Consider the following 21,808-nt stretch of genomic DNA (forward strand, 5'->3'; position numbering starts at 1 on the left):
GACTCCTCCGGTCAGCCGGCGGCGCTCGTGTCGCCGGTGCCGCGGTCGCGGCTCATGCTGGCGCGGATCTCGTCGAGTCGGGCGACCGCCGGGTCGGCCGACGCGGGCTGCTGACCGGCCACGGCGCCGCGCTCGGGCTCGGCGCCCAGTTGCTCGCCGGCCATGCTGGCGCGGATCTGGTCCAGCCGGGCGGAGCCGGCCGTGTCTAGGGTGGCCTTCTGGATCTCCAGCATCCGGCCCTCGGCCGAGTTGCCGGCGAGTTCCGCACGGCCCATCGCGTTGGCGTAGCGGCGCTCGATGCGGTCGCGGACCTCGTCCAGGGTGGGGGTGCTGCCGGGGGCGGTGAGCGCCGACATGGACTCCAGCGAGGCGGCCACGCTCTCCTGCATCTTGGCCTGCTCCAGCTGGCTGAGCAGCTTGGCGCGCTCGGCGAGCTTCTGCTGGAGGATCATGGAGTTGTTCTCGACCGCGCGGCGGGCCTGGCCGGCGGCGCCGAGCGCCTGGTCGTGCAGCGTCTTCAGATCCTCGGCGGCCTGCTCGGCGGAGACCAACTGGGTGGCCAGGGTCTGCGCGGACTGCTCGTAGCGCCCGGCCTCGGTCTCGTCGCCCTTGGCCCGGGCCTGGTCGGCGAGCACCAGCGCCTGGCGGGCGTTGGACTGCAACCGCTCGACGTCGGACATCTGCCGGGACAGCTTCATCTCCAGCTGACGCTGGTTGCCGATCACCGCGGCGGCCTGCTGCACGAGCGCCTGGTGCTGCCGGTGCGCCTCGTCGATGGCCTGCTGGAGCTGCACCTTCGGGTCGGCGTGCTCGTCGAGCCGGGCGCCGAAGAGCGCCATCAGGTATTTCCACCCCTTGACGAACGGGTTCGCCATCTCCGCGGTATCCCCTCAATCACGTCGCTGCGCCTGCCCACCCCCGAGTGCCACGGGCGATGGTGGAACCATCGTCCCAGCCGGGCGCCAGCGCGGCATCCGTACCGGCGAGAGGGGACATCCGCGATCAAGCCTACGCGGCGGCGGCCATCACGACCATCGGCCACGAGGCTCAGGCGGCGCAGACCACGTCCCGATCGGTACGGTCGGCGGCGGGCCGGACCCGGGCGCTGCGCAGCGTCGCCTTGAGCGGGGAGTCCTGGCGTACGGAGACGGCGACCGAGCCGTCCGAGGTGACCTGGCGTACGCCCCGGCCGGTGGCCTTGTGCACGGCGGCGGCGCCGACCGGCGTCGACTCGGCGGACTCGTCCTGCACCGGCACCAGCACGCCCGGCATCTGCTCGGCGAGCGCGACCGTGTCGCTGACCTCGCGCAGCAGCTCGGAGAGGCGGGCGCCCAGCGCGTCGCAGATCGCGGCGAGCAGCTCGCTGGAGGGCTCCTTCTGGCCGCGCTCGATCTCGGAGAGGTAGCCCAGGCTGACGTTGGCGGCGGAGGAAACCTCGCGCAGCGTGCGGTGCTGCCCCTGCCGGCGCGCCCGTAGTGCGTCACCGATCACCCGGCGTAGCAGGACCATCGCACCTCCCCTGAGGGACCACAGTTCGCCCGGCCGTCCGGCCCGGTGGCGGCACCGGCTCCGGCTGTCGGAGCTTTCCCGCAACCGTACCCGCTGCGCGCCGCCACGACATCCCGCCCCGCCCCGCCGGTCACCTCGCCGCTGATCCGTGGCACCTCAGGTAGCGCCGTCCCGGCGTGTCGTCCACCTGCACTGCCACAATCCGGGGACCGGGGGTCAGGGGGCGGCGGGGAGCTGGATGTGGCCGGTGAGCAGGCGCAGGGCCTCGGTGACCGCCGCCCCGCGGATGTTGTCGCGGCCCCCGTCGAGGTCGAGGCGCCGTACCTCGGTGCCGTCGGGCCCGGCGACCGCGACGAAGACCAGGCCGACCGGCTTGCCGTCCTGCTGTTCCGGGCCGGCCACCCCGGTGGCGGCCAGGCTCCAGTCGGCCCCGCAGCGCCGCCGCCCGCCCTCGGCGAGCGCGGCCGCCACGTCGGCATCGACCGGTCCGCGCTCGGCCAGCAGTTCCGCCGGTACGCCGGCCAGTTGCTCCTTCAACTCGGTGGCGTAGACCACCAGCCCGCCCCGGTAGACGGCGCTCGCCCCGGCGATCTCCACGAGCGTGGCGGCCAGCAGGCCCCCGGTGAGCGATTCGACGGTGGCGACCGTCTCCCGCCGCTCGGCGAGGAGATGCACCACCCCGGCCGCCGCGCTGCCCATCGCCCCATCGGCCTCTCGCACACCCATGATCTGCATCCTTCCCGGCTTCCGAGCGGCCTACGCACCGCAACGCCGTCGGGCCCAGCCCGCGCTCAGTTCAGCGGCGGGTGCGGCGTAGGCGTAGCGCCTGGGCGATGTAGTCGAAGCCCGTGACGAGGGTGACCGCCACCGCGGCACCCATGATCCAGGGGCCGACCGTGGCGAGGGCCGCCGGCATCGGCCAGAGGTACCAGGTGATGGCCAGTATCTGGAGCGCCGTCTTGATCTTCCCACCCCGGCTCGCGGCGATCACACCACGTCGGATCACCCAGAAGCGCAGCGCCGTGATGCCCAGCTCGCGCGCCAGGATGACCACCGTCACCCACCACGGCAACCGGTCGTACCAGGAGAGCAGCAGCAGGGCGGCGCCGGTGAGCGCCTTGTCGGCGATCGGGTCGGCCACCTTGCCGACCGCGGTGATGAGCCCGAAGCGGCGGGCGATCCAGCCGTCGACCAGGTCCGTCGCCGAGGCGACCGCGAAGATCAGGCAGGCGATGATCTGCCACCCGGGCTGTGTCATGCCGGAGACGACCACCGAGGCGGCGAAGACCGGCACGAGCACCAGCCGCAGCGCGGTCAGGGCGTTGGCGGCGTTGACCACGGGCACCCGGGCCGCCACCGGCACCGGAGCCGCCATCGGGACCGGGGCCACCGGAGCCGGCACCGGCACCGGGGTCGACTCCGTCGCCCCGGTCACCTGCCCACTCCACTCCGGTGTCGCACCCGGCACCGCACCTCGTGACTCCTCCGCCTCGTCCCGGCCCACCGTCACCGTGCCGCGCCGGGCGCGGCCGAGATCATCTCATCCGGCACCGCGACCAGGTCCACGCCCTCGGTGCCGGCCACCGTGGCCCGGACCAGGTCACCCGGGCGTAGCGCGGCGAGATCGACACCGCCACCGTCCGGGGCGACCAGCGTGGTCGAGCCGTCCACCTCCGGCGCCTGGTGCGCGGCCCGCCCCTCCACCACGTCGCCGTCGACGGAGTCGACCAGCACCTCGACCGTCGAGCCGAGGCGGTCCTCGGCGCGCTGCGAGCACAGCTCGTCGGCGAGCGCGCTGAGCTTGTCGTACCGGCGCTTGATGGTGGCGGCGGAGACCTTGCCCGGCAGCCCGGCGGCCTCGGTGCCGTCCTCGTCGCTGTAGTCGAAGACGCCGATCGCGTCGAGCCGGGCCTCGGTGAGGAAGCGGACCAGTTCGTCGACGTCGGCCCGGGTCTCGCCGGGGAATCCGACGATGAAGTTGCTCCGCGCCCCGGCCGCAGGCGCCAGCTGCCGCGCGGCGGCCAGCAGCTCCAGGAAACGGTCGGTGGAGCCGAAACGGCGCATCCGGCGCAGCACCGGCTCGCTGGAGTGCTGGAACGACAGGTCGAAGTAGGGGGCCACGCCGGGCGTGGTGGCGATCGCCTCGACCAGCCCGGGTCGCGTCTCGGCCGGCTGGAGGTAGCTGGCCCGTACCCGGACGATGCCGTCGACGGCGGCGAGCTGCGGCAGCAGCTTCTCCAGCGCGCGCGGGTCGCCCAGATCCTTGCCGTACGAGGTGGAGTTCTCGCTGACCAGGACCAGCTCCCGGACGCCGCTCTTGGCCAGCCACTCGGCCTCGGCGAGCAGCTCGTCCGGGGTACGGGAGACGAAGGCGCCCCGGAACGCGGGGATGGCGCAGAACGCGCACCGCCGGTCGCAGCCGCTGGCCAGCTTGAGCGAGGCGACCGGCCCGCTGTCGAGCCGGCGGCGCAGCACCGTACGCAGGTGGGCGGGGGTGTGCTCGTCGACGTCGGCGCTCCGGCCGTGCCCGGGCAGCGACACCGCGCTGGCGCGGCGGGCGACCGGAGTCAGCGGCAGCAGCTCTCGCCGGTCACGCGGGGTGTGCGCGGCGAACTCCCGGCCGGCGACGACCGCGTCCAACCGGGCGGCGATATCCGGGTAGTCGTCGAAGCTGAGCACCGCCTGGGCCTCGGGGAGGCTGTCGGCCAGCTCCCGGCCGTACCGCTCGGCCATGCAGCCGGCGGCGACCACCTTCGCGCCGGTGTCGGCGGCGGCGAGCAGCGTCTGGATGGAGTCCTGCTTGGCCTTCTCCACGAACCCGCAGGTGTTGACGACCACCACGTCGGCGCCCTCGCCGTCGGTCGTCACCTGCCAGCCCTCGGCGTGCAGGCGGGCGGCCAGTTCCTCCGAATCGACCTCGTTGCGGGCGCAGCCCAGGGTCAGCAGGGCGACCCGGCGGCCGTCGGAGTCGTAAGGGGAGGTGGCAGACACCATCCGAGGGTACCGGGCGGCGATCCCCGACCCGGCGACGGCGGTGAGGCGTGCCGCGCCGGCCCGCACGCGGGGCCCGACGGCGACGGTCGCTCAGACCGCCGGGGCGAGGATCCGGACCAGGCGATCGAGGAGGAAGACCTCGGTGCCGGCCAGGCCGACCGAGCAGAAGACCGAGATCTGGTCCGCGCCGGTGCGGGCGGGTGCGGCGCCGGCCAGCACCGCGCCCAGGTCACGCAGCCGGGAGGCGTACGGCGGCTGCGCGGCGAGCATCGGCGGGTCGTAGGCGATCGCCTGCGCCACCGAGTCGGTGGCGAGCACGGCGGCGGTGTCCAGCAGGTCGGTGCCGAACTCCGACCGGTCACGCTGCTTGAAGCCGACCGCGTTGACGTGGGTGCCGGGGCTCAGGTCGGCGGCGGTCAGCACCGGCGTCGGGCTGGTGGTGGCCAGCACCACCACGTCCCGGTCGCGTACGGCCGCCCGGACGCTGTCCACGGCGCGGGCCGGGACGCCGAGTTCGGCCCGGACCCGGGCGGCGAACGCCTCCCGGCGTGCGGTCGAGCGGCTGTGCACGGTCACCTCGCTCAGCGGTCGCACGGCAGCGGCGGCCCAGACCTGGGTCCATGCCTGCCCGCCGGAGCCGATCACGCCGAGCGTGGTCGCGTCCGGGCGGGCCAGCGCGTCCACCGCCACCCCGCCCAGCGCCCCGGTACGCCGGGAGCCCAACTCCTCCCCCACGGCCACCGCCCGCACCGCGCCGGTGCGCCCGTCGTGCAGCACCACCACCTGTTCGGTCTCCGGGTGCCCGAACGTGTCGTACGCCCGGTATCCGTACCACTGCCCCACCAGGTGCCCGGCGGTGAGCACCATTCGGCCGCCACCGAGGGTCGCGGCGGCGCGGGGTGGGGCCACCAACCGCCCGTCGTACGCGGCGAGCACGGCCTGACGCATCGCGTCGACGCAGGTCGCGGCGTCCAGCGCGGCGGCGACCTCCCGATCGGAGATGAGCACGGTCACGGGGTCCATGGTGCAGGTTGAAGCGAGCTTGAAGTCCACACCGGGTGATCCGTTTCACCCGGCCCGGCCGGCACGTCCGGTGCTACGGTCGGCCTCGGCGGCCCGTGCGGCCGCCCCGGACGAGTCGAGGGCGTACCCGGTCAGGCCAAGACGCCCCGCGTAGTGACCCGACTCGTCCCGGCCCCGGTGGCCGGGCCCGCCGAAAAGGTGACCCGATGGCCTGGATCGTGCTGGTGCTCTCCGGACTGCTCGAAACGGCGTGGGCGATCGCCCTGGACCGCTCCGCCGGCCTCACCCGCGCAGTCCCCTCGGTGGTCTTCGTGATCACGCTGGTGCTGAGCATGGCCGGCCTGGCCTATGCGCTGCGGGAGATCCCGGTCGGCACCGGGTACGCGGTGTGGGTCGGCATCGGCGTGACCGGCACCGCCGCCGTGGGGATGCTCGCGCTGGGTGAGTCCGCCAGCCTGCCCCGGCTCGGCTGCCTGCTGCTGGTCGTCGCCGGAGTGATCGGCCTCAAGATCTACCACTGACGCGTGCTGGCGCGGATTGCGCGCGGGCGTGGCGAGCGTCCGCAGTGGGTAGAGACCGGACGGCAGACGCAGACTCACCGTCCGGAGGAAGACATGGCCACCAGCACCGTCCGCTCGACCAGCGCCGCCCGCATCTGCACCATCGTGAGCTTCGTGTTCGCGGTGCTCGCGCTGCTGCTCAACCCGGTCCTCTTCGGAGTCATCGGGCTGGTCCTCGGCGTCGTCGGCGGGGTGCTCGGCGACAAGCCGCTCGGCTGGTACGCCGCCGGGGCGAACGTGCTCGCCATGGTGCTGGGCATGCTGATCCTCAGCGCACTCTGACCCCTCGCTCCGTCCCCCGCCGGGCCCGCCGCACACCACCGCGGCGGGCCCGCTCACATCGCGCGGCCGACGCTGGGAAGAGTACGGCCACGGACAGCAACGAACACGATCCGTAGCGCCCGTAGCCGCCAACAACCCTCACCCTTCACATCCTTTGCTCTGCTTCAACCCACGCAATAGCTTGTGAACTGCGGCAACGCGACAGCCTCTCGCCGCCGCTTGAAGATCGACAGCCACTATCAGTAACCGTTGCGTCTAGTGAAGCAGAGCAAAGGACGGAAGGGGGTAGGGGGCGTTGGGCGGGGAAAGCACGGTGAGTGATGGTGCGGGGTCAGCCTCGGTCGGCGACCAGCACGCGGTTGCCGTCCGGGTCGCGGACGATGGCCATCCGCTCGCCCCATGGCTGCGTCGCCGGCTCGGCCAGCACCTGCACACCGGCGCCGCGGAGACGCGCGACCGCCGCCGCGCAGTCGGCGACGTACACCCACAGGGTGGTCGGACCGGCGGGCGGTTCGTCGTCCGCCTGGCGTCCGATGCCCAGCTGCCCCGCACCGAAACCCAGGGAGACGTACGCGGCCTCGCCGGTCTCCGGGAACCGGTAGCCGACCACCCCGCCGAGCAGTCCCTCGTAGAAGCGCAGCGCGGCGTCCAGGTCGCCGGCCGTGATGATCGGGAACAGTTCGCTCGCCAGTGCCGTGCGCTCAGCCATCGTCACCTCGCAGGCCCTCCAGGACCTCCTCCAGCTCGTCCGGCTTGACCAGCACGTCACGCGCCTTTGAGCCTTCCGAGGGGCCGACCACGCCCCGGGTCTCCATCAGGTCCATCAGCCGGCCCGCCTTGGCGAAGCCGACCCGCAGCTTGCGCTGGAGCATCGAGGTCGAGCCGAACTGCGAGGTGACCACCAGCTCGACCGCCTGCACCAGCAGGTCCAGGTCGTCGCCGATGTCCTCGTCGATCTTCTTCTTGCTGTCCTGCGCGGGGGCCAGCACGTCCGGACGGAACTCCGGCTCGCGCTGGTCCTTGCAGAACTTGACCACGTCGTTGATCTCGCGCTCGGTGACCCAGGCGCCCTGGATCCGGACCGGCTTCGAGGCACCCATCGGCAGAAACAGCCCGTCGCCCCGGCCCAGCAGCTTCTCCGCGCCGGGCTGGTCGAGGATGACCCGGGAGTCGGCCAGCGAGGAGGTCGCGAAGGCCAACCGGGACGGCACGTTGGCCTTGATCAGGCCGGTCACCACGTCGACCGAGGGGCGTTGGGTGGCGAGCACCAGGTGAATCCCCGCCGCGCGGGCGAGCTGGGTGATCCGGACGATCGAGTCCTCGACGTCGCGGGGGGCGACCATCATCAGGTCGGCCAGCTCGTCCACGATCACCAGCAGGTAGGGGTAGGGACGTAGTTCCCGCTCGCTGCCCGGCGGGGCCTTGATCTCGCCGGTGCGTACCTTGCGGTTGAAGTCGTCGATGTGCCGGACCCCGTTGGCCGCGAGGTCGTCGTAGCGCATGTCCATCTCGCGGACGACCCACTCCAGCGAGTCGGCCGCCTTCTTGGCGTTGGTCACGATCGGCGTGACCAGGTGCGGGATCCCCTCGTAGCCGGTCAGCTCGACCCGCTTCGGGTCGATCAGCAGCAGCCGCACCTCGTCCGGCGTGGCCCGGGACAGGATGGACATCAGCAGAGTGTTCAGGCACGAGGACTTGCCGGCACCGGTGGCCCCCGCGATCAGGATGTGCGGCATCTTCGCGAGGTTGGCCACCACGTAGCCGCCCTCGATGTCCTTGCCGAGGGCGACGACCATCGGGTGGTGGTCGCTGGTGGCGGCGCGGGAACGCAGCACGTCGCCGAGCGCCACGTTCTCCGGGTCGGTGTTCGGGATCTCCACACCCACCGCGCTCTTGCCCGGGATCGGGCTGAGGATGCGTACGTCCGGCGACTTGACCGCGTACGCGATGTTGCGGGACAGCTGGGTGATCCGCTCGACCTTGACCCCGTGCCCCAACTCGACCTCGTAGCGGGTCACCGTCGGGCCACGGGTGAAGCCGGTCACCGCCGCGTCGACGTCGAACTGGTCGAAGACGCCGGTGAGCGCGGCGATCACCTCGTCGTTGGCCTTGCTGCGGCTCTTCGGCGCGGCCCCGCTGCCGAGCATGTTCGCCGGCGGCAGCGTGTAGTCGCCGGCCAGCCCGGTCAGCGCGAGCTGCTCGGCCCGGGTCGGCGCGGGCGAGTGTTCCGGCGGCTCGGCCGGCCGGCGGCTGGCCGGCACCCGGGACGGCGCCTTGCGGGGCAGGACCATGGTCTCCTGCAGGTCCACGTCGCCCAGGTCGTCGAACTCGTCGGGATCGACCGGCGGCGCCGCCCGCTTCGCCGGGCGCCGCCGGGCCGGCGCCGTGGGCTCCTCCTCCGTCTCCGGCTCGGTCTGCCCGATCACGCTTCCAGCGAGCAGGCCGAGCCGCTCGGGGATCTTGTTGATCGGGGTCGCGGTGACCACCAGCAGCCCGAACACCAGCAGCAGGATCAGCAGCGGCACCGCCACCCAGGCGGTCACCGCGCGCTCCAGCACGCTGCCCACGCCCGCACCGACCAGGCCACCGGCGAAGTCCCGCTCGCCCGGGCCGGCCGGCTGCTGGCCGATGTGCAGCAGCGCGGCGGTGGCCACCAGCATGGAACCCCAGCCGACCAGCCCTCGGCCCCGGTGGTCGGGGTCGCCGGGCTGGCGCATCAGCCGCCAGGCGCCGATGCCGAGCAGCACCGGCACCACGATGGAGATCGCGCCGAGAAAGAGCCGGACCGTGTCGGCCAGCCGGGCGCCGACCGGACCGGCCGCCGAGAACCAGATCGCGCCCGCGCCGAGCAGCGAAAGCCCGATCAGCAGCAGACCGGCTCCGTCGCGGCGGTGCTCCGGGTCGAGGTCGCGGGCCGAGGCGGCCTGCCGGCCGACGGCGCGCACCGCCCATCCGGTGCCGTGGGCCAGGCCCATCCACAGTGCCTGGAGCGCCCGCCCGACGTACGCGGCGGGGCCCGGCCCTCGGGCAGAGGTGCGGCGCCGGGCCGGCGCGCGGGTCTTCTTGGCCGGCTGGCGGGCACGACTGTTCGTGCCGCCACGCGGCGACGCGCCGCGCCGCCGACTCGCCTGAGGGGTACGGCCCGCCATAGCATCACCGTAACGGCGGGCCGGGCGATAAGCCGGTCTTCCTGGTCTCTCCGCGTGTCGCAGCGCGGTCCCCGCCGCCTGCCGTGATATTCGCCTGGGCAAGGGAGTGTCCGATGCGGTCGCCGGAGTTCGAGGGCCATGCCGACGATCCGTTGGCCGGGCACCCGGCGACGCTGCGGCCGCTGACCCACGACCTCGTCGCCGCGGTGCTGACCAACCGGGGCCACCCGGTGACCACCGACGCCGCGGGCGGGCTGGTCGGCCGGTGGGCGCAGAGCCACATCTGGTTCCTGCGCGCCGGCGACGCCGGGGAGATGCTCCAGGTCCGCGCCGTCGCCGCCCGCGCCTTCGGGGTCGAGGACGTGCCGTGGCTGCACGACTTCTGCAACACGTGGAACCGGGACCGGTTCTGGCCGAAGGCGTTCGTCCACGTCGACGACACCGGCCACGCGCGGGTCTGCGGCGAGGTCATCACCGACCTGGAACGGGGTGTGACACCGCACCAGCTCGACCGGCTGCTCGACCGGGGCATCGCGGCCGGCTGCCGGCTCGCCGCCGAGGTGGACCGGCTCGCGGGGACGGCACGCCCGTGACCGGGCCGGCAGCCGACGGGGTACGACCCGCCGACGCGCTCGCCGACGCCCGGGACATGCCCGACGGCGAGGCGCGCGTCGCCGAACTGGAACGGGTCGCCGCCCTCGCCGAGGCGACCGGTGATCGCCGGACCGCGCTGGACGCGTGGTCCGAGTTGGTCGAGACGCACCTGCGCGACGGCGAACGGTGGCGGCTCGTCGAGCCGGTCCGGCGCTGTCTCGACGCGGCCGGGGCCGACGACGAGACGCTGCGCCGCTACCGGCGGTACGCCGTCGAGGCGCTGCTCGGCACCCCGCGCATCGGCCTGGACCAGGCGCGGAGCGTGCTGGACGGGCTCACCGAGCAGGCCGACGCCTCGGCGCTCCTGGCCCAGCTGCGCTGCCGGATCGCCGATCAGGCGGGCGACGAACCCGCCGCCCGGCGCTGGCTGGGGCAGTGGCGGTCCAGCCCACCCGACCCCGCCGCCGGGTGCCCCGACTGCCTGCCCGTACGCCAGGCCGAGCTGCTCGCCGGCTGGGGCGACTGGGCGGCGGCGCTCGACGCCCTCGCACCCGTGCTCGATGGCCCGGCCCGCTGCACCGCCCAGCCCGAGGCCGCCCTGACCGCGGCGCTGCTGCCCTGGCTGCGGGCGGGCGAGGCGGAGCGGGCGGCACGGGCACACGTACGGGCGTACCGCCGACACCGGGTGGAGCCGGACGGGTTCGCTCACCTCGCCACGCACCTGCGCTTCTGCGTGCTGGGCGGGCATCTCGATCGCGGGCTGGAGATCCTCGTCGAACAGCTGCCCCGGCTGGACCGGCCGCACGAGGATCTGTCCGTGATGGAGTTCGCGGCGGCGGGAGCGCTGGTCTGCACGCTGGCGGCCGGCACGGCGGGCACGACCGGCGACGCGGCGGGCACGGCAGACGGCACGGCGGGCACGACCGGCGGCACGGCGGGTGATCGGACGGTGCGCCGGCCGGCCTACCGGGGGCGGCCGGCGGCCGAGGTCACGGTCGGGCAGCTCGGCGGCGAACTGCTCGCCGTCGCCACCGGGCTGGCCGGCAGCTTCGACGCCCGCAACGGCACCGGGCACCAGTCCGGCCGGATGGCCGCCTGGCTGGCCGAGCGCCCGCTGGCCCCGCCGGTGCCGCTGCCCGGCGACGAGAAGCCGGACGGTGACGACGAACCGGACGGTGACGACGAGCCGGAGCCGGACGACGGGACCGCCGGCGCGGCCGTGGACGAGGTCGGCGCGCTGACCGTGGCGATGATCACGGACGCGCTGGACGGGCGGGGCGACGGGTACATCGTCGACGGCGCGGGCACGGTGCTGGGGCGCTGGGGCGATGCGGTGATCCAGTTCCGGCGGGCCGGTGACCGCCACGACATCCTGCACGCGCGGGTGGTGGCCGGGCGCCGGCTGCCGGCGGCCCGGCGCGCCGAGGCGTACGCGTTCTGCAACGGGTGGAACCGCGACCGGCTGCTGCCCACGGCGTACGTGCAGGATCCGGGCGACGGCGAGTTGGTGCTGGCCGGCGAGGTGACCACCGACCTGGCGTACGGGGTGGCGCCGGCACAGGTGACGGTGCTGGTCGAGGCGGCGGTCCGCACCGGTCTCGCGTACGCGGAGGCGGTCGCCGCGCTGCCCTGACGTACCCCCCACGGTCCCGGCCGGACGCCCAACGGCCCGGCCGGGAATCGCGGATCAGCGCCGGTTGCCCAGGGTGCCGACGTTCTGGGTGGTGATCAGGGTCAGGTTGTTGCGTCGCAGGATCTCGTTGACCGGCTGGTAGAACGTGGTGCCACCGCGGACGCAGTCGCCCGAACCGCCGGAGGTCACGCCCTGCGCCTGGTTACGGGAGATCCACGAGCCGCCGGAGTCACCGGGCTCGGCGCAGACGTTGGTCCGCACCAGTCCGCCGACCAGCCCTTCCGGGTAGCGGACGGTGACGTTGCGGGCCTGGACCGTGCCGCAGCGGACGCCGGTGGTGGAGCCGGAGCGGCAGATCGACGAGCCGACGGGCACCTCCTGCGAGCCGGCGACCCGGGCCACACCGCCCTGGAAGTCGGTCACCTCCGGCAGCACCCTGGTGTTGTTGTTGACCCGTACGAAGGCCCAGTCGTCACCGGGGAAGGACGAGGCCCGGAAGACGCCCTGCGCCAACCGGTCGGCGCCCGTGGTGCGGTCGCCGACCCGCCCGCAGTGGCCCGCCGTGACGAAGCCGCCGACCACCGCGAAGCCGACCGAGCACCGGCTGTTGCCGATGAAGAACGGCTCGCCGCCGCGCACGTCGGCGAAGAGCTGCGGCCGCTCCTCGGTGGCCATCCGGACCGCCTGCCGGGAAACTCCGGCGCGGTCCACGAAGCGCCAGCCGGCCGCCTCCGCGCCCGGCTCGGCGAGCACCACGACGGTGTTCGAGGACACGTCGACGTACCAGCCGGAGACCTGCTGGGCGCGCGCGGCGGTGCGGTCCATCCGGGTCTTGAGGGCGTCGAGCTGGCCGACCCCGCGCTCGACCACCTTCGGCACCGCGCCGGCGGCCCGGACCCGCTGCGCCTGCGCCTGGTTGGCGACCGCCACGTTGAGTTCGCCGCCGTCGGCGCTGAGCCAGCTACCGCCGTAGGCCGCGCCGAGTTCCGACCGCAGCTGCTCGACAACTCCGGACGCCCAGCGTTCGGTCTTGAGTCGTGCGGCCACCTGTGACTCGTCCAGCCCCAGGTCCCGGCGCATCGCCTCGACCACTTCCCGGTCCGCGCCCTCCACCGCCTCGCTGGTCGGCGCGCCGGACGGCGTGCCCGTCGGCGCGCCACCGTCACCGGCGAACGACGGCAGGGCCACCGCCGCCGCCGCGCCCAACGCCGCCACCACGACACCGATGGCTGTCAATCGTCTGCGGTCCATCCGCCATGCTCCTCCCGGCCGGCGTGGGGTACGCCTGCCGGGTCGGAGTACGGGCACGAGGGCCGAACGGTTGAATCAGAGCGCCGACAAATCGATCTGCTGACGCCGATGGACCGCCGGACGACGGGTCCGGCGGTCCATCGGGCGTCGGGTGACGCTCAGACCTCGACGACGGTGGGGACGATCATCGGACGGCGACGGTAGGCGTCGTTGACCCAGCGCCCCACGGTGCGCCGGACGATCTGCTGCAGCTGGTGCGGGTCGGTGATCCCGTCCGCGGCCGCTCGGTTGAGCGCCTCGGTGACCAGCGGGATCACCGCGTTGAACGCCCCCTGGTCCTCCGAGAAGCCCTTGGCCGACACGGTCGGGCCGGCGACCACCTTGCCGGTGACCGAGTCCACCACGACGGTCGCGGCGATGAACCCACCGTCACCGAGGATGCGCCGCTCGGTGAGCAACGACTCGCTGACGTCACCGACGGCCAGGCCGTCGACGTAGACGTACCGGCTCTTGACGTGGCCGACCAGGCTGGCCCGCCCCTCCACCAGGTCGACCACGTCGCCGTCCTCGCAGAGCACCACCCGGTCCGCCGCCACACCGGACTCGATGCCCAGCCGGGCGTGCGCGCGCAGGTGCCGCCACTCGCCGTGCACCGGCATCAGGTTGCTGGGCCGGACCACGTTGAGCAGGTAGAGCAGTTCCCCGGCCGGCGCGTGGCCGGAGACGTGCACCTTCGCCACGTCCTTGTGCACCACCAGGGCGCCGGCCCGGGCCAGCCGGTTGATCACCCGGTAGACGGAGGTCTCATTCCCCGGCACCAGCGACGAGGCGAGCACCACGGTGTCGCCGGGGGCGATGGTGATGTGCCGGTGGTCGCCACTGGCCATCCGGCCCAGGGCGCTCATCGGCTCCCCCTGCGACCCGGTGGACATCAGCACGATCTGCTCCGGCGGCATCGAGGTCGCCTCGTCCAGGCCGACGACCAGGCCGGCCGGGATGTTCAGCAGGCCCAGGTCCCGCGCGATGCCCATGTTGCGGACCATGGACCGGCCGATCAACGCGACCTTGCGGCCGTGCTCGATCGCCGAGTCGAAGACCTGCTGCACCCGATGCACGTGCGAGGCGAACGAGGCGACGATGATCCGGCCCCGCGCCTTCGCGAAGATCGAGTCGAGCACCGGGCCGATCTCCCGCTCGGGGGTGACGAAGCCCGGGATCTCCGCGTTCGTGGAGTCCGACAGCAGCAGGTCCACGCCCTCGGCGCCGAGCCGGGCGAACCCGGCCAGGTCGGTGATCCGGCCGTCCAGCGGGAGCTGGTCCATCTTGAAGTCGCCGGTGTGCAGCACCAGCCCGGCCGGGGTGCGGATGGCCACCGCGAGCGCGTCCGGGATCGAGTGGTTCACGGCGAAGAACTCGCACTCGAACGGTCCGAGCCGCTCCCGGCCGCCCTCCCGCACGGTCAGCGTGTACGGCTGGATCCGCCGCTCGGCCAGCTTCGCCTCGACCAGCGCGAGGGTGAACTGCGAACCGACCAGCGGGATGTCGGGCTTGTGCGCCAGCAGGTAGGGCACCGCGCCGATGTGGTCCTCGTGGCCGTGCGTCAGCACGATCGCCTGGATGTCGTCGAGCCGGTCGAGGATGGGACCGAAGTCCGGCAGGATCAGGTCGACACCGGGCTGTTCGACGTCGGGGAAGAGCACACCGCAGTCGACGACCAGCAGCCTGCCGTCGTACTCGAAGACGGTCATGTTCCGGCCGATGGCGCCGAGCCCGCCGAGCGGTATTATCCGCAGTCCGCCCTCCGGCAGCGGCGGTGGAAGTTGGGCCTCCTCGTTGTGCGCCTCGGTCACGCGTTCACCTCATTCTGCGACGCCGTCACCCGGCGTCCGTCGTGTCGTTTGATCATTCGGGGAGGGGCAGGCCCGCCGCCGCGCAGTCGGCGCGCAGCTGGGCGACCTGGCCGTCGGTGGCGTCCACCAGCGGCGGCCGGACCGGACCGGCCGGCAGCCCCTGTGCGGCCAGGCCCGCCTTGACCAGGATGGTGCCCTGGGTGCGGAAGATCCCCGTGTACAGCGGCAGCAACCGGCGGTGCACTGCCAGCGCCGTCGCCGTGTCTCCCGCGTCGTACGCCTCGATCATCCGCTTGGTCGCGGCGCCGGTGAAGTGGGTCGACGTGCCGACCACGCCGACGCAGCCGACGGCCAGCGCGGGCAGGGTGAGCGCGTCCTCGCCGCTGTAGTACGCCAACTCGGTGCGGCTGGTCACCCAGCTGGTCGCCGTCAGGTCACCCTTGGCGTCCTTCACTGCGACGATCCGGCCGTGCTCGGCGAGCTGGACCAGGGTCTCGGTCTCGATCGGCACGCCGGAGCGGTGCGGGATGTCGTAGAGCATCACCGGCAGCCCGGTCGCGTCGGCCACCGTGGTGAAGTGTCGCAGCAGCCCGGCCTGCGGCGGCTTGTTGTAGTACGGGGTGACCACCAGCAGCCCGTGCGCACCGGCCTTCTCCGCGGAGGCGGCCAGCTCGACGGTGTGCCGGGTGTCGTTGGTGCCGACGCCGGCCACCACCCGGGCCCGGTCGCCGACGGCCTCCACCACGGCCCGGATCAGGCGTTCCTTCTCGGCGTCGGTGGTGGTCGGCGACTCACCGGTGGTGCCGTTGACCACCAGCGCGTCGTTGCCCTGCTCGGTGACCAGGTGATCCGCGAGCCGCGCCGCGCCGTCGAGGTCGAGCGCGCCGTCGGCGGTGAACGGGGTCACCATGGCCGTGAGCACCCGGCCGAACGGGCGCGAGGCCGCCCGGACCGGGGCGTCAAGGTGGTCGTGCGTCATGGTGACAACCTATCGGACGGCCGGCGGCCGGCCACCGGGGAAGGGCCTCACGACCCCTGGGCGTGCGGGCTGTTCGCCACCTCCGTGCCGTCGGGCAGGGTCGAGATGGTGAAGTCGGCGAAGACGTTCGGCGCGGCCCGCTGCAACTGCCGCAGACATTCCACCGCCAGCTCGCGGATCTCCACGTCGGCGTGCTCGGTGGCGCGCATCCCGATGAAGTGCCGCCAGGCCCGGTAGTTGCCGGTGACCACGATGCGGGTCTCGGTGGCGTTCGGCAGCACCGCCCGGGCCGCCTGCCGGGCCTGCTTGCGCCGCAGCGTCGGGTTCGCCACGTCGGCGAAGCGCCGTTCCAGCCCCTCCAGCAGGTCGTTGTAGGCGCGTACGCTCGCCTCGGCGGCCTCGACGAACCGCTTGTGCAGCTCCGGGTCCTCGGCGATCACCGTCGGCTCGACCATCGCCGCGTCCCGCTCCGGCACGTACCGCTGGGACAGCTGCGAGTACGAGAAGTGCCGGTGCCGGATCAGCTCGTGGGTGAACGAACGGGACACCCCGGTGAAGTAGAAGCTCACCGAGCCGTGCTCCAGCACGCTCAGGTGGCCCACCTCCAGGATGTGGGCCAGGTAGCCGGCGTTCGTGGCGGTGGCCGGGTTCGGCTTCTTCCAGCTCTGGTAGCAGGCCCGCCCGGCGAACTCCGCGAGCGCCTGCCCCCCGTCGGCGTCGGTCGACCAGGGCACGTCCTCCGGCGGGTCGAAGTGGGTCCACGCGATCAATCTGACCTGGGGCTGCACCATCTCCGGCATGCCTGGGACTGTAGTGGGACCACCCTCGCCCGCCCAAGCCAGGCTCGCTCCCTGCCGCCTCGGTCACCGCTCGCGGCGCCGGAGCGGGGGCGCCGCTAGACGTACAGGGCGGTGAAAGGGGGCCAGGGGAAGTTGCGCACCACGGAGAAGGCCAGCCAGGCGGCCATGAACCCGCCGATGAGCCGCGGGCCGATCCGCAGCTCGGGCAGCCGCCAGCCGAACGCCTGCTGCCCCGCCCAGGCGACGAAGAAATAGGCCAGGAAGGGCAGCGCGAAGACGAAGAAGAAGTGGTGCCGGGCCGCGGCCGGCAGGTCGGCGTGCAGCACGTACCACAGGGCGCGGGTGCCGCCGCAGCCCGGGCAGTCCAGCCCGGTGGTCAGCTTGAGCAGGCAGGTCGGCAGGGCATCCGGCGCCGAGCGGGTGGGGTCGCTGAGCAGCGTGTAGCCGATGCCGGCGGCGACGCAGCCGACGGCGGCCAGCGGCACCACCCAGCGCGGGGTGCGGGCGTGCAGCCGCGTCACGAACCGGGTGAGCCGGTCGGACTCGACCACCGGATAGGTGCCCGGGTGATCCGCCGGCCAGCCGGGCGGCACCGCCCCGTCAGGTTGCTCGCCGACTGGCGGGGGCGGCTCGGCACCCGATCGGTCAACGCTCGTCACGACCGTCACCGTACACCGGCCACACCCGCCAGCGCGGCGGCCAGCGGGGCAGCGAGGTCACCGGCGGCCGGCGGCGCCACCGCCGTCAGGCCGAGCCAGCCGGCCAGGCGGTACAGCTCCGCGGCGAGCGCCACGGCCGTCTCCCCCGGGTCGACGCCCGGCTCGGCCCAGGCGGCCGGCACCAACAGCACCCCCGCCTTGCGATCGGCCTTCAGGTCCACCCGGGCGGTGAACCGCTCGCCCTGGCGGAACGGCAGCACGTAGTAGCCGTACACGCGCTGCGGGGCGGGGACGTAGATCTCGATGCGGTAGCTGAAGTCGAACAGCCGCTCGGTGCGGGCACGTGCCCAGATCAGCGGGTCGAAGGGGCTGACCAGCGTGTTGCCGCGCACCCAGCGGGGCAGCCGGGCCTGCGCGTGCAACCAGGCCGGCTGCCGCCAGCCCGGCACGGTGACCGGCCGCAACTCCCCCGCCTCGACCAGGTCGGCGATGGCCTGCCGGGCGCCGACCACCGGCAGCCGGAAGTAGTCGCGCAGCTCCAGCTCGGCGGCCACCCCGAGCGACCGCGCCGCGATGCCCACCAGGGTGCGGTACGCCTCCGCGTCGGTCGGCGTGGGTGCGTCGAGCACCTCGGCCGGCAGCACCCGCTCGGGCAGGTCGTAGCGGCGGGCGAAGGAACCGGTGCGCTCTGCCGCGCACACCTCACCGGCCCAGAAGAGGTATTCCAGCGCCTGCTTCACCGCCGACCAGTTCCAGCCCCAGTTGCCGGTCTGGCGGGGCGCGTCGTGCTCGATCTCGGCCACGGTCAGCGGACCCCGGGCGGCCACCTCGTCGCGTACCCAGGAGACCAGCTTGGGCTGCTCCTGCGCGATGCGGCGCATGCCGCCCCAGGCGTCGGAGTGCGCCCGCGCCATCCGCCAGCGCAGCACCGGGTGCAGGCCGACCGGCACCAGCGACGCCTCGTGGCCCCAGTATTCGAAGAGATCGCGCGGCCGGCGGTAGGCGGCCGAGTCGAGCAGCGTGGTCGGGTAGGGCCCGATCCGGCTGTAGAGCGGCAGGTAGTGCGCCCGTTGCAGCACGTTGACCGAATCCATCTGGATCAGCCCGACCCGGTCGAGCACCCGGCGCAGGTGCCGGCGGGTGGGCGCCCCGGTGGGCGGCGGGTCGGCGAACCCCTGTGCGGCCAGCGCGATCCGGCGGGCCTGGGCGAGGGAGAGCGATTCCGGTACGGCCATCGCAGGCAGGCTACGCCAGGCGTACGACATCGGTGCGGACGCTGGACCTGCCGCCCCCGGCGGCCTACAACTACTTCCATGCCCACCATCCGCCGTGAGGAGCCCGACGACGCCGAGGCGATCGCCCGGGTGCACATCAGCGGCTGGCAGGCCGGCTACGCCGGGATCATGCCGGACGAGGTGCTGCACCGGCTCAACCCGGTCGCCTGGGCACAGCGCCGCCGTGCCCTCGGCACCGCCGACCCGGAGCACCCCTTCACCACGCTGCTCGCCGAGGTCGACGGCGCGCTCGCCGGGTTCACCACGTTCGGCCCGTACCGCAACAACCAGGACCGGGGCGACCTCGACCCGGCGTACGGCGAGGTGGTGGCGATGTACGTCGCGCCCGCCCACTGGGGCGACGGCACGTCCCGGGCCCTGTTCGCGGCGGCCCGGGCGGGGCTGCGGGAGCGCGGCTGGACGGAGTACCGGCTCTGGGTGCTGGCGGACAACGACCGCGCCCGCCGGTTCTACCGGCGGGCCGGGCTGTCACCGGACGGCGAACGGTCGACCTACCCGGTGCCGCTGTCCGGCGGGCGCCCGCCGATCGAGCTGGTCGAGCTGCGCTACACCGGCCGGCTCGACGGCTGAGCCAGCCGGTGTAGCGCGGATGCTGAACCAGCCGCCAGCGCGGATGCTGGGCCCGACGGCATGCCGGATGCGGCCGGGCGGCGCACCGGCAGGAAGGCCAGCAGCGCCAGGCTGATCCAGACGTAGGTGTTGCTGAACAGGAAGCCGTCGACACCGGTGAAGTCCTGCTCCCACGCCCAGACGATCCGGCTGATCAGGAAGGCGTACCCGATGGTCGCGGCGACCAGCAGGACGCGGCGCCGGCGGCTGCCGGGCCGCGCGGCCATGCCGTTGTCCACCAGCAGGAGCAGCCCGGGCAGCAGCCAGACCAGGTGGTGCACCCAGGTGACCGGGCTGACCAGGCACATCACCGCGCCGGTCAGCGCCAGGCCGGTGGCCTCGTCGCCGGCGGAGGCCGCGGCGCGGGACCGCCACACCCAGATCACCAGCGTCGCCGCGACCAGCAGCAGCCAGGCCAGCGTGCTGGGGCTCTGCGGATCGAGCCGGGCCACCACGCCACGCAGCGACTGGTTGGAGACGAAGGCCAGCTCACCGACCCGGCCGGTGTTCCACAGCGCGGTGGTCCAGAACTCCCGGGAGGCGTCCGGGAACAACGCGGCGGCGAGCACCGTCGCCGCGGTCGCGGTGCCGATCGCGGTGACCGCCGCCCGCCAGCGCCCGGTCACCAGCAGGTAGACGATGAAGATGCCCGGCGTGAGCTTGATCGCGGTGGCCAGGCCGATGCCGATCCCGGCCCACCGGCTGCCGTTCGGCAGCAGCCGCAGCAGGTCCACCGCCACCAGGAAGAGCAGCAGCGTGTTGACCTGGCCGAAGTTGATGGTCTCGCGCATCGGCTCGAAGGCCGCGGCCAGGCAGAGCGCCACCGCGAAGGCGAACCAGCGGGTCCAGCCGGCCCGCCGGGACACCGGGTCCAGCAGCCACCAGATCAGCACCGCGCTGGTCACCACGCCGGCGGCGACGCTCACCACGATCGCCGCATGCCAGGACAGGTACGCCATCGGCAGCATCACCAGGGCGGCGAACGGCGGGTAGGTGAAGCCGTACTGGGTGCCGGGCCGGAGGTGGTCGTAGAGTTCCCCGCCGTCGTGTGCCCACCAGACCAGCGCGCCCCGGTAGACCTGCAGGTCGAAGAAGCCGTGCCGGACCGCCGCCACCGACAGGAACGCGGCCACCGCGACGGCGAGCACGATCACGACGGCAACCTGCCAAACCGTCCGCCTGGCACCCTGCGCCACCGTCGCCTCCCTCGCCCTGCGTAGGCTGTCGTGCCATGAGTCTCGGGTACGTCCGCCCGGCGCGTCCGGAGGACGCCGGCGAGATCGCACGCATCCAGCTCGCGACCTGGCGGGTCGCCTACCGGCGGCTGCTGCCCCGGCACGTGCTGGACGGCCTCGACGAGGCGGCGCTCGCCCAGCGCTGGGACGCCGCGATACGCCAGCCGCCGGGCGACACCCACCGGGTGCTGGTCGCCGTCGAACAGGCCGAGCAATCGTATCTGGTGGGGTTCGCCGCCTCCGGCCCGGCCGACGCCGAGGCGTTGGCACCGAACGAGCCCGCCGACAGCCTCGGCCCGGACGTCGTCGCCGTGACGGACCTGCTGGTCGAGCCGCGCTGGGGCCGGCGCGGGCACGGCAGCCGGCTGCTCGCCGCCAGCGTCGACCTGTGGCGGGAGTCCGGCTTCGACCGGGCGGTGGCCTGGGTGTTCGAGGGCGAGCCGGCGTCCCGGAAGTTCCTCACCGCGGCCGGCTGGGAACCCGACGGCGCCGGGCGCGCCCTGGACGTGGACGACATGCTGGTGCCCCAGCTACGCCTGCACGTCGCGGTCCCCACCGAAGCACCCCAGGCCGGCTGATTCGCGGCGTCGGGCGGCCGGGCGCGCTCAGTCGAGCAGGGCGTCCAGGCCGAGGGTCAGGCCCGGGCGGTCGCGCACCGCGCGCACCGCGAGCAGCACCCCGGGCATGAACGACACCCGGTCGTACGAGTCGTGCCGGATGGTCAGCGTCTCCCCGGTGGCGCCGAAGAGCACCTCCTGGTGGGCGACCAGACCGCTGGCCCGGACGGCGTGCACGCGTACCCCGTCGATGTCGGCGCCACGGGCACCGGCGACCTCGTCCCTGGTGGCGTCCGGCGCGGGGCCCAGCCCGGCCTCGGCGCGGGCCGCCGCGATCAGGCGCGCGGTGTGGGTGGCGGTGCCGCTGGGCGCGTCGAGCTTGCGCGGATGGTGCTGCTCGACGATCTCGACCGACTCGAAGTACCGGGCCGCGCGCGTGGCGAACTGCATCATCAGCACCGCACCGAGGCCGAAGTTCGGGGCGATCACCACGCCCACGTCGGGCCGGCCGGCCAGCCAGCCACGGACCTGCTCCAGCCGCTGCCCGGTGAAGCCGGTGGTGCCCACCACCGCGTGGATGCCCTGGTCGATGCACCACCGCAGGTTGTCCATGACGACATCCGGGGTGGTGAAGTCGACGACCACCTGCGCGCCGGCCGCCGCGACGTCGGTCAACGCGTCGCCCTGGTCGACCGCCGCCACCACCTCCGTGTCGGCGGCACCGTCGACGGCCCGGCACACCTCGGCACCCATCCGGCCACGGGCACCCAGCACACCGACCCGGATCGGCCCGGCCGCGCCCCTCTGCTGCTCGTCAGTCACCGGCACA

The 21,808-nt window shown here is 73.6% G+C and carries 22 protein-coding genes and 1 riboswitch; of the genes, 6 read left to right on the forward strand and 16 right to left on the reverse strand.

The features are described 5' to 3' along the window. Positions 1-11: 11 nt before the first annotated feature. The 6 genes from O7615_RS00935 to O7615_RS00960 form a co-directional block, all read right to left on the reverse strand. Positions 12-875, reverse strand: coding sequence for a PspA/IM30 family protein (locus O7615_RS00935; RefSeq protein WP_278175206.1), 864 nt, complete (start codon positions 873-875; stop codon positions 12-14). 172 nt (positions 876-1,047) lie between these two features. Next, entirely contained in the window at positions 1,048-1,509 is a 462-nt protein-coding gene (locus tag O7615_RS00940) for a helix-turn-helix transcriptional regulator (RefSeq protein ID WP_278175207.1), read from the reverse strand. A gap of 216 nt (positions 1,510-1,725) precedes the next feature. Then, a complete protein-coding gene (locus O7615_RS00945) occupies positions 1,726-2,235 on the reverse strand; it encodes a CinA family protein (RefSeq protein WP_278175208.1) in 510 nt (169 codons plus the stop codon). Between the two features lie 70 nt (positions 2,236-2,305). Further along, complete coding sequence (pgsA, locus tag O7615_RS00950; RefSeq protein ID WP_278181932.1) at positions 2,306-2,884, reverse strand: CDP-diacylglycerol--glycerol-3-phosphate 3-phosphatidyltransferase; 579 nt, start codon at positions 2,882-2,884, stop codon at positions 2,306-2,308. 131 nt (positions 2,885-3,015) lie between these two features. Beyond that, on the reverse strand, positions 3,016-4,503 hold the full coding sequence (rimO, locus tag O7615_RS00955) for a 30S ribosomal protein S12 methylthiotransferase RimO (RefSeq protein WP_278175209.1): 1,488 nt from the start codon (positions 4,501-4,503) through the stop codon (positions 3,016-3,018). A 90-nt stretch (positions 4,504-4,593) separates the two neighbouring features. Beyond that, complete coding sequence (locus O7615_RS00960) at positions 4,594-5,517, reverse strand: ornithine cyclodeaminase family protein (RefSeq protein WP_278175212.1); 924 nt, start codon at positions 5,515-5,517, stop codon at positions 4,594-4,596. A gap of 93 nt (positions 5,518-5,610) precedes the next feature. Next, positions 5,611-5,677, forward strand: a riboswitch (guanidine-III (ykkC-III) riboswitch). Between the two features lie 55 nt (positions 5,678-5,732). Between O7615_RS00960 and O7615_RS00965 the strand changes: the two genes are divergently transcribed. Together O7615_RS00965 and O7615_RS00970 are read left to right on the forward strand one after the other, a co-directional pair. After that, the gene (locus tag O7615_RS00965) at positions 5,733-6,047 is read left to right on the forward strand and encodes an SMR family transporter (RefSeq protein ID WP_278175213.1); all 315 of its coding nucleotides are present in this window, start codon (positions 5,733-5,735) and stop codon (positions 6,045-6,047) included. Between the two features lie 93 nt (positions 6,048-6,140). After that, positions 6,141-6,368 carry a hypothetical protein gene (locus O7615_RS00970; RefSeq protein WP_278175214.1) on the forward strand — a complete coding sequence of 76 codons (228 nt, stop codon included), beginning with the start codon at positions 6,141-6,143 and terminating at the stop codon, positions 6,366-6,368. Between the two features lie 331 nt (positions 6,369-6,699). Here the strand turns inward: O7615_RS00970 and O7615_RS00975 are convergent, their stop codons facing one another. Then, positions 6,700-7,077, reverse strand: a complete 378-nt coding sequence (locus tag O7615_RS00975; protein WP_278175215.1) for a VOC family protein — start codon at positions 7,075-7,077, stop codon at positions 6,700-6,702. After that, a complete protein-coding gene (locus tag O7615_RS00980; RefSeq protein ID WP_278175216.1) occupies positions 7,070-9,517 on the reverse strand; it encodes a DNA translocase FtsK in 2,448 nt (815 codons plus the stop codon). Before O7615_RS00980 ends, O7615_RS00975 begins: the two co-directional genes overlap by 8 nt. Positions 9,518-9,630: 113 nt before the next feature. On the opposite strand from O7615_RS00980, the gene O7615_RS00985 reads away from it, so the two are divergent. Together O7615_RS00985 and O7615_RS00990 are read left to right on the forward strand one after the other, a co-directional pair. Beyond that, complete coding sequence (locus O7615_RS00985) at positions 9,631-10,110, forward strand: YbjN domain-containing protein (protein ID WP_278175217.1); 480 nt, start codon at positions 9,631-9,633, stop codon at positions 10,108-10,110. 56 nt (positions 10,111-10,166) lie between these two features. Further along, positions 10,167-11,744, forward strand: coding sequence for a YbjN domain-containing protein (locus O7615_RS00990; protein WP_278181933.1), 1,578 nt, complete (start codon positions 10,167-10,169; stop codon positions 11,742-11,744). Positions 11,745-11,798: 54 nt separating this feature from the next. Here O7615_RS00990 and O7615_RS00995 read toward each other — a convergent pair whose 3' ends face one another. The 6 genes from O7615_RS00995 to O7615_RS01020 form a co-directional block, all read right to left on the reverse strand. Continuing rightward, on the reverse strand, positions 11,799-12,995 hold the full coding sequence (locus tag O7615_RS00995; RefSeq protein ID WP_278175218.1) for a S1 family peptidase: 1,197 nt from the start codon (positions 12,993-12,995) through the stop codon (positions 11,799-11,801). A gap of 158 nt (positions 12,996-13,153) precedes the next feature. Next, the gene (locus O7615_RS01000; RefSeq protein WP_278175220.1) at positions 13,154-14,845 is read right to left on the reverse strand and encodes a ribonuclease J; all 1,692 of its coding nucleotides are present in this window, start codon (positions 14,843-14,845) and stop codon (positions 13,154-13,156) included. Positions 14,846-14,897: 52 nt separating this feature from the next. Continuing rightward, positions 14,898-15,824, reverse strand: a complete 927-nt coding sequence (gene dapA, locus O7615_RS01005; protein ID WP_278175221.1) for a 4-hydroxy-tetrahydrodipicolinate synthase — start codon at positions 15,822-15,824, stop codon at positions 14,898-14,900. Positions 15,825-15,871: 47 nt separating this feature from the next. Beyond that, on the reverse strand, positions 15,872-16,615 hold the full coding sequence (thyX, locus tag O7615_RS01010) for an FAD-dependent thymidylate synthase (RefSeq protein WP_278181934.1): 744 nt from the start codon (positions 16,613-16,615) through the stop codon (positions 15,872-15,874). 104 nt (positions 16,616-16,719) lie between these two features. Continuing rightward, the gene (locus tag O7615_RS01015) at positions 16,720-17,283 is read right to left on the reverse strand and encodes a DUF2752 domain-containing protein (RefSeq protein WP_347405061.1); all 564 of its coding nucleotides are present in this window, start codon (positions 17,281-17,283) and stop codon (positions 16,720-16,722) included. A 5-nt stretch (positions 17,284-17,288) separates the two neighbouring features. Further along, a complete protein-coding gene (locus tag O7615_RS01020) occupies positions 17,289-18,518 on the reverse strand; it encodes a crosslink repair DNA glycosylase YcaQ family protein (RefSeq protein ID WP_278175222.1) in 1,230 nt (409 codons plus the stop codon). Positions 18,519-18,596: 78 nt separating this feature from the next. Between O7615_RS01020 and O7615_RS01025 the strand changes: the two genes are divergently transcribed. Beyond that, positions 18,597-19,148, forward strand: a complete 552-nt coding sequence (locus O7615_RS01025) for a GNAT family N-acetyltransferase (RefSeq protein ID WP_278175223.1) — start codon at positions 18,597-18,599, stop codon at positions 19,146-19,148. Here O7615_RS01025 and O7615_RS01030 read toward each other — a convergent pair. Next, on the reverse strand, positions 19,124-20,383 hold the full coding sequence (locus O7615_RS01030; protein ID WP_347405062.1) for a glycosyltransferase family 87 protein: 1,260 nt from the start codon (positions 20,381-20,383) through the stop codon (positions 19,124-19,126). The genes O7615_RS01025 and O7615_RS01030 overlap by 25 nt on opposite strands. A gap of 35 nt (positions 20,384-20,418) precedes the next feature. On the opposite strand from O7615_RS01030, the gene O7615_RS01035 reads away from it, so the two are divergent. Next, entirely contained in the window at positions 20,419-21,000 is a 582-nt protein-coding gene (locus O7615_RS01035) for a GNAT family N-acetyltransferase (protein WP_278175224.1), read from the forward strand. A gap of 27 nt (positions 21,001-21,027) precedes the next feature. On the opposite strand, the gene dapB is transcribed toward O7615_RS01035, so the two are convergent. Next, a complete protein-coding gene (gene dapB, locus O7615_RS01040; RefSeq protein ID WP_278175225.1) occupies positions 21,028-21,801 on the reverse strand; it encodes a 4-hydroxy-tetrahydrodipicolinate reductase in 774 nt (257 codons plus the stop codon). Between the last annotated feature and the right edge of the window lie 7 nt (positions 21,802-21,808).

Source organism: Micromonospora sp. WMMD1082 (genome assembly GCF_029626175.1).
Lineage (GTDB): Bacteria > Actinomycetota > Actinomycetes > Mycobacteriales > Micromonosporaceae > Micromonospora.

What these genes read in the sequence shown, in the direction of transcription:
- rimO (WP_278175209.1), bottom strand. Translation starts at nt 4,503, where the DNA reads ATGGTGTCTGCCACCTCCCCTTACGACTCCGACGGCCGCCGGGTCGCC.
- O7615_RS00990 (WP_278181933.1), top strand. Translation starts at nt 10,167, where the DNA reads ATGCCCGACGGCGAGGCGCGCGTCGCCGAACTGGAACGGGTCGCCGCC.
- O7615_RS01035 (WP_278175224.1), top strand. Translation starts at nt 20,419, where the DNA reads ATGAGTCTCGGGTACGTCCGCCCGGCGCGTCCGGAGGACGCCGGCGAG.
- O7615_RS01020 (WP_278175222.1), bottom strand. Translation starts at nt 18,518, where the DNA reads ATGGCCGTACCGGAATCGCTCTCCCTCGCCCAGGCCCGCCGGATCGCG.
- O7615_RS00980 (WP_278175216.1), bottom strand. Translation starts at nt 9,517, where the DNA reads ATGGCGGGCCGTACCCCTCAGGCGAGTCGGCGGCGCGGCGCGTCGCCG.
- O7615_RS00970 (WP_278175214.1), top strand. Translation starts at nt 6,141, where the DNA reads ATGGCCACCAGCACCGTCCGCTCGACCAGCGCCGCCCGCATCTGCACC.
- dapA (WP_278175221.1), bottom strand. Translation starts at nt 15,824, where the DNA reads ATGACGCACGACCACCTTGACGCCCCGGTCCGGGCGGCCTCGCGCCCG.
- O7615_RS00985 (WP_278175217.1), top strand. Translation starts at nt 9,631, where the DNA reads ATGCGGTCGCCGGAGTTCGAGGGCCATGCCGACGATCCGTTGGCCGGG.
- O7615_RS00965 (WP_278175213.1), top strand. Translation starts at nt 5,733, where the DNA reads ATGGCCTGGATCGTGCTGGTGCTCTCCGGACTGCTCGAAACGGCGTGG.
- O7615_RS01025 (WP_278175223.1), top strand. Translation starts at nt 18,597, where the DNA reads ATGCCCACCATCCGCCGTGAGGAGCCCGACGACGCCGAGGCGATCGCC.
- O7615_RS00935 (WP_278175206.1), bottom strand. Translation starts at nt 875, where the DNA reads ATGGCGAACCCGTTCGTCAAGGGGTGGAAATACCTGATGGCGCTCTTC.
- pgsA (WP_278181932.1), bottom strand. Translation starts at nt 2,884, where the DNA reads ATGGCGGCTCCGGTGCCGGTGGCGGCCCGGGTGCCCGTGGTCAACGCC.
- O7615_RS00940 (WP_278175207.1), bottom strand. Translation starts at nt 1,509, where the DNA reads ATGGTCCTGCTACGCCGGGTGATCGGTGACGCACTACGGGCGCGCCGG.
- O7615_RS00975 (WP_278175215.1), bottom strand. Translation starts at nt 7,077, where the DNA reads ATGGCTGAGCGCACGGCACTGGCGAGCGAACTGTTCCCGATCATCACG.
- thyX (WP_278181934.1), bottom strand. Translation starts at nt 16,615, where the DNA reads ATGGTGCAGCCCCAGGTCAGATTGATCGCGTGGACCCACTTCGACCCG.
- O7615_RS00945 (WP_278175208.1), bottom strand. Translation starts at nt 2,235, where the DNA reads ATGGGTGTGCGAGAGGCCGATGGGGCGATGGGCAGCGCGGCGGCCGGG.
- O7615_RS00995 (WP_278175218.1), bottom strand. Translation starts at nt 12,995, where the DNA reads ATGGACCGCAGACGATTGACAGCCATCGGTGTCGTGGTGGCGGCGTTG.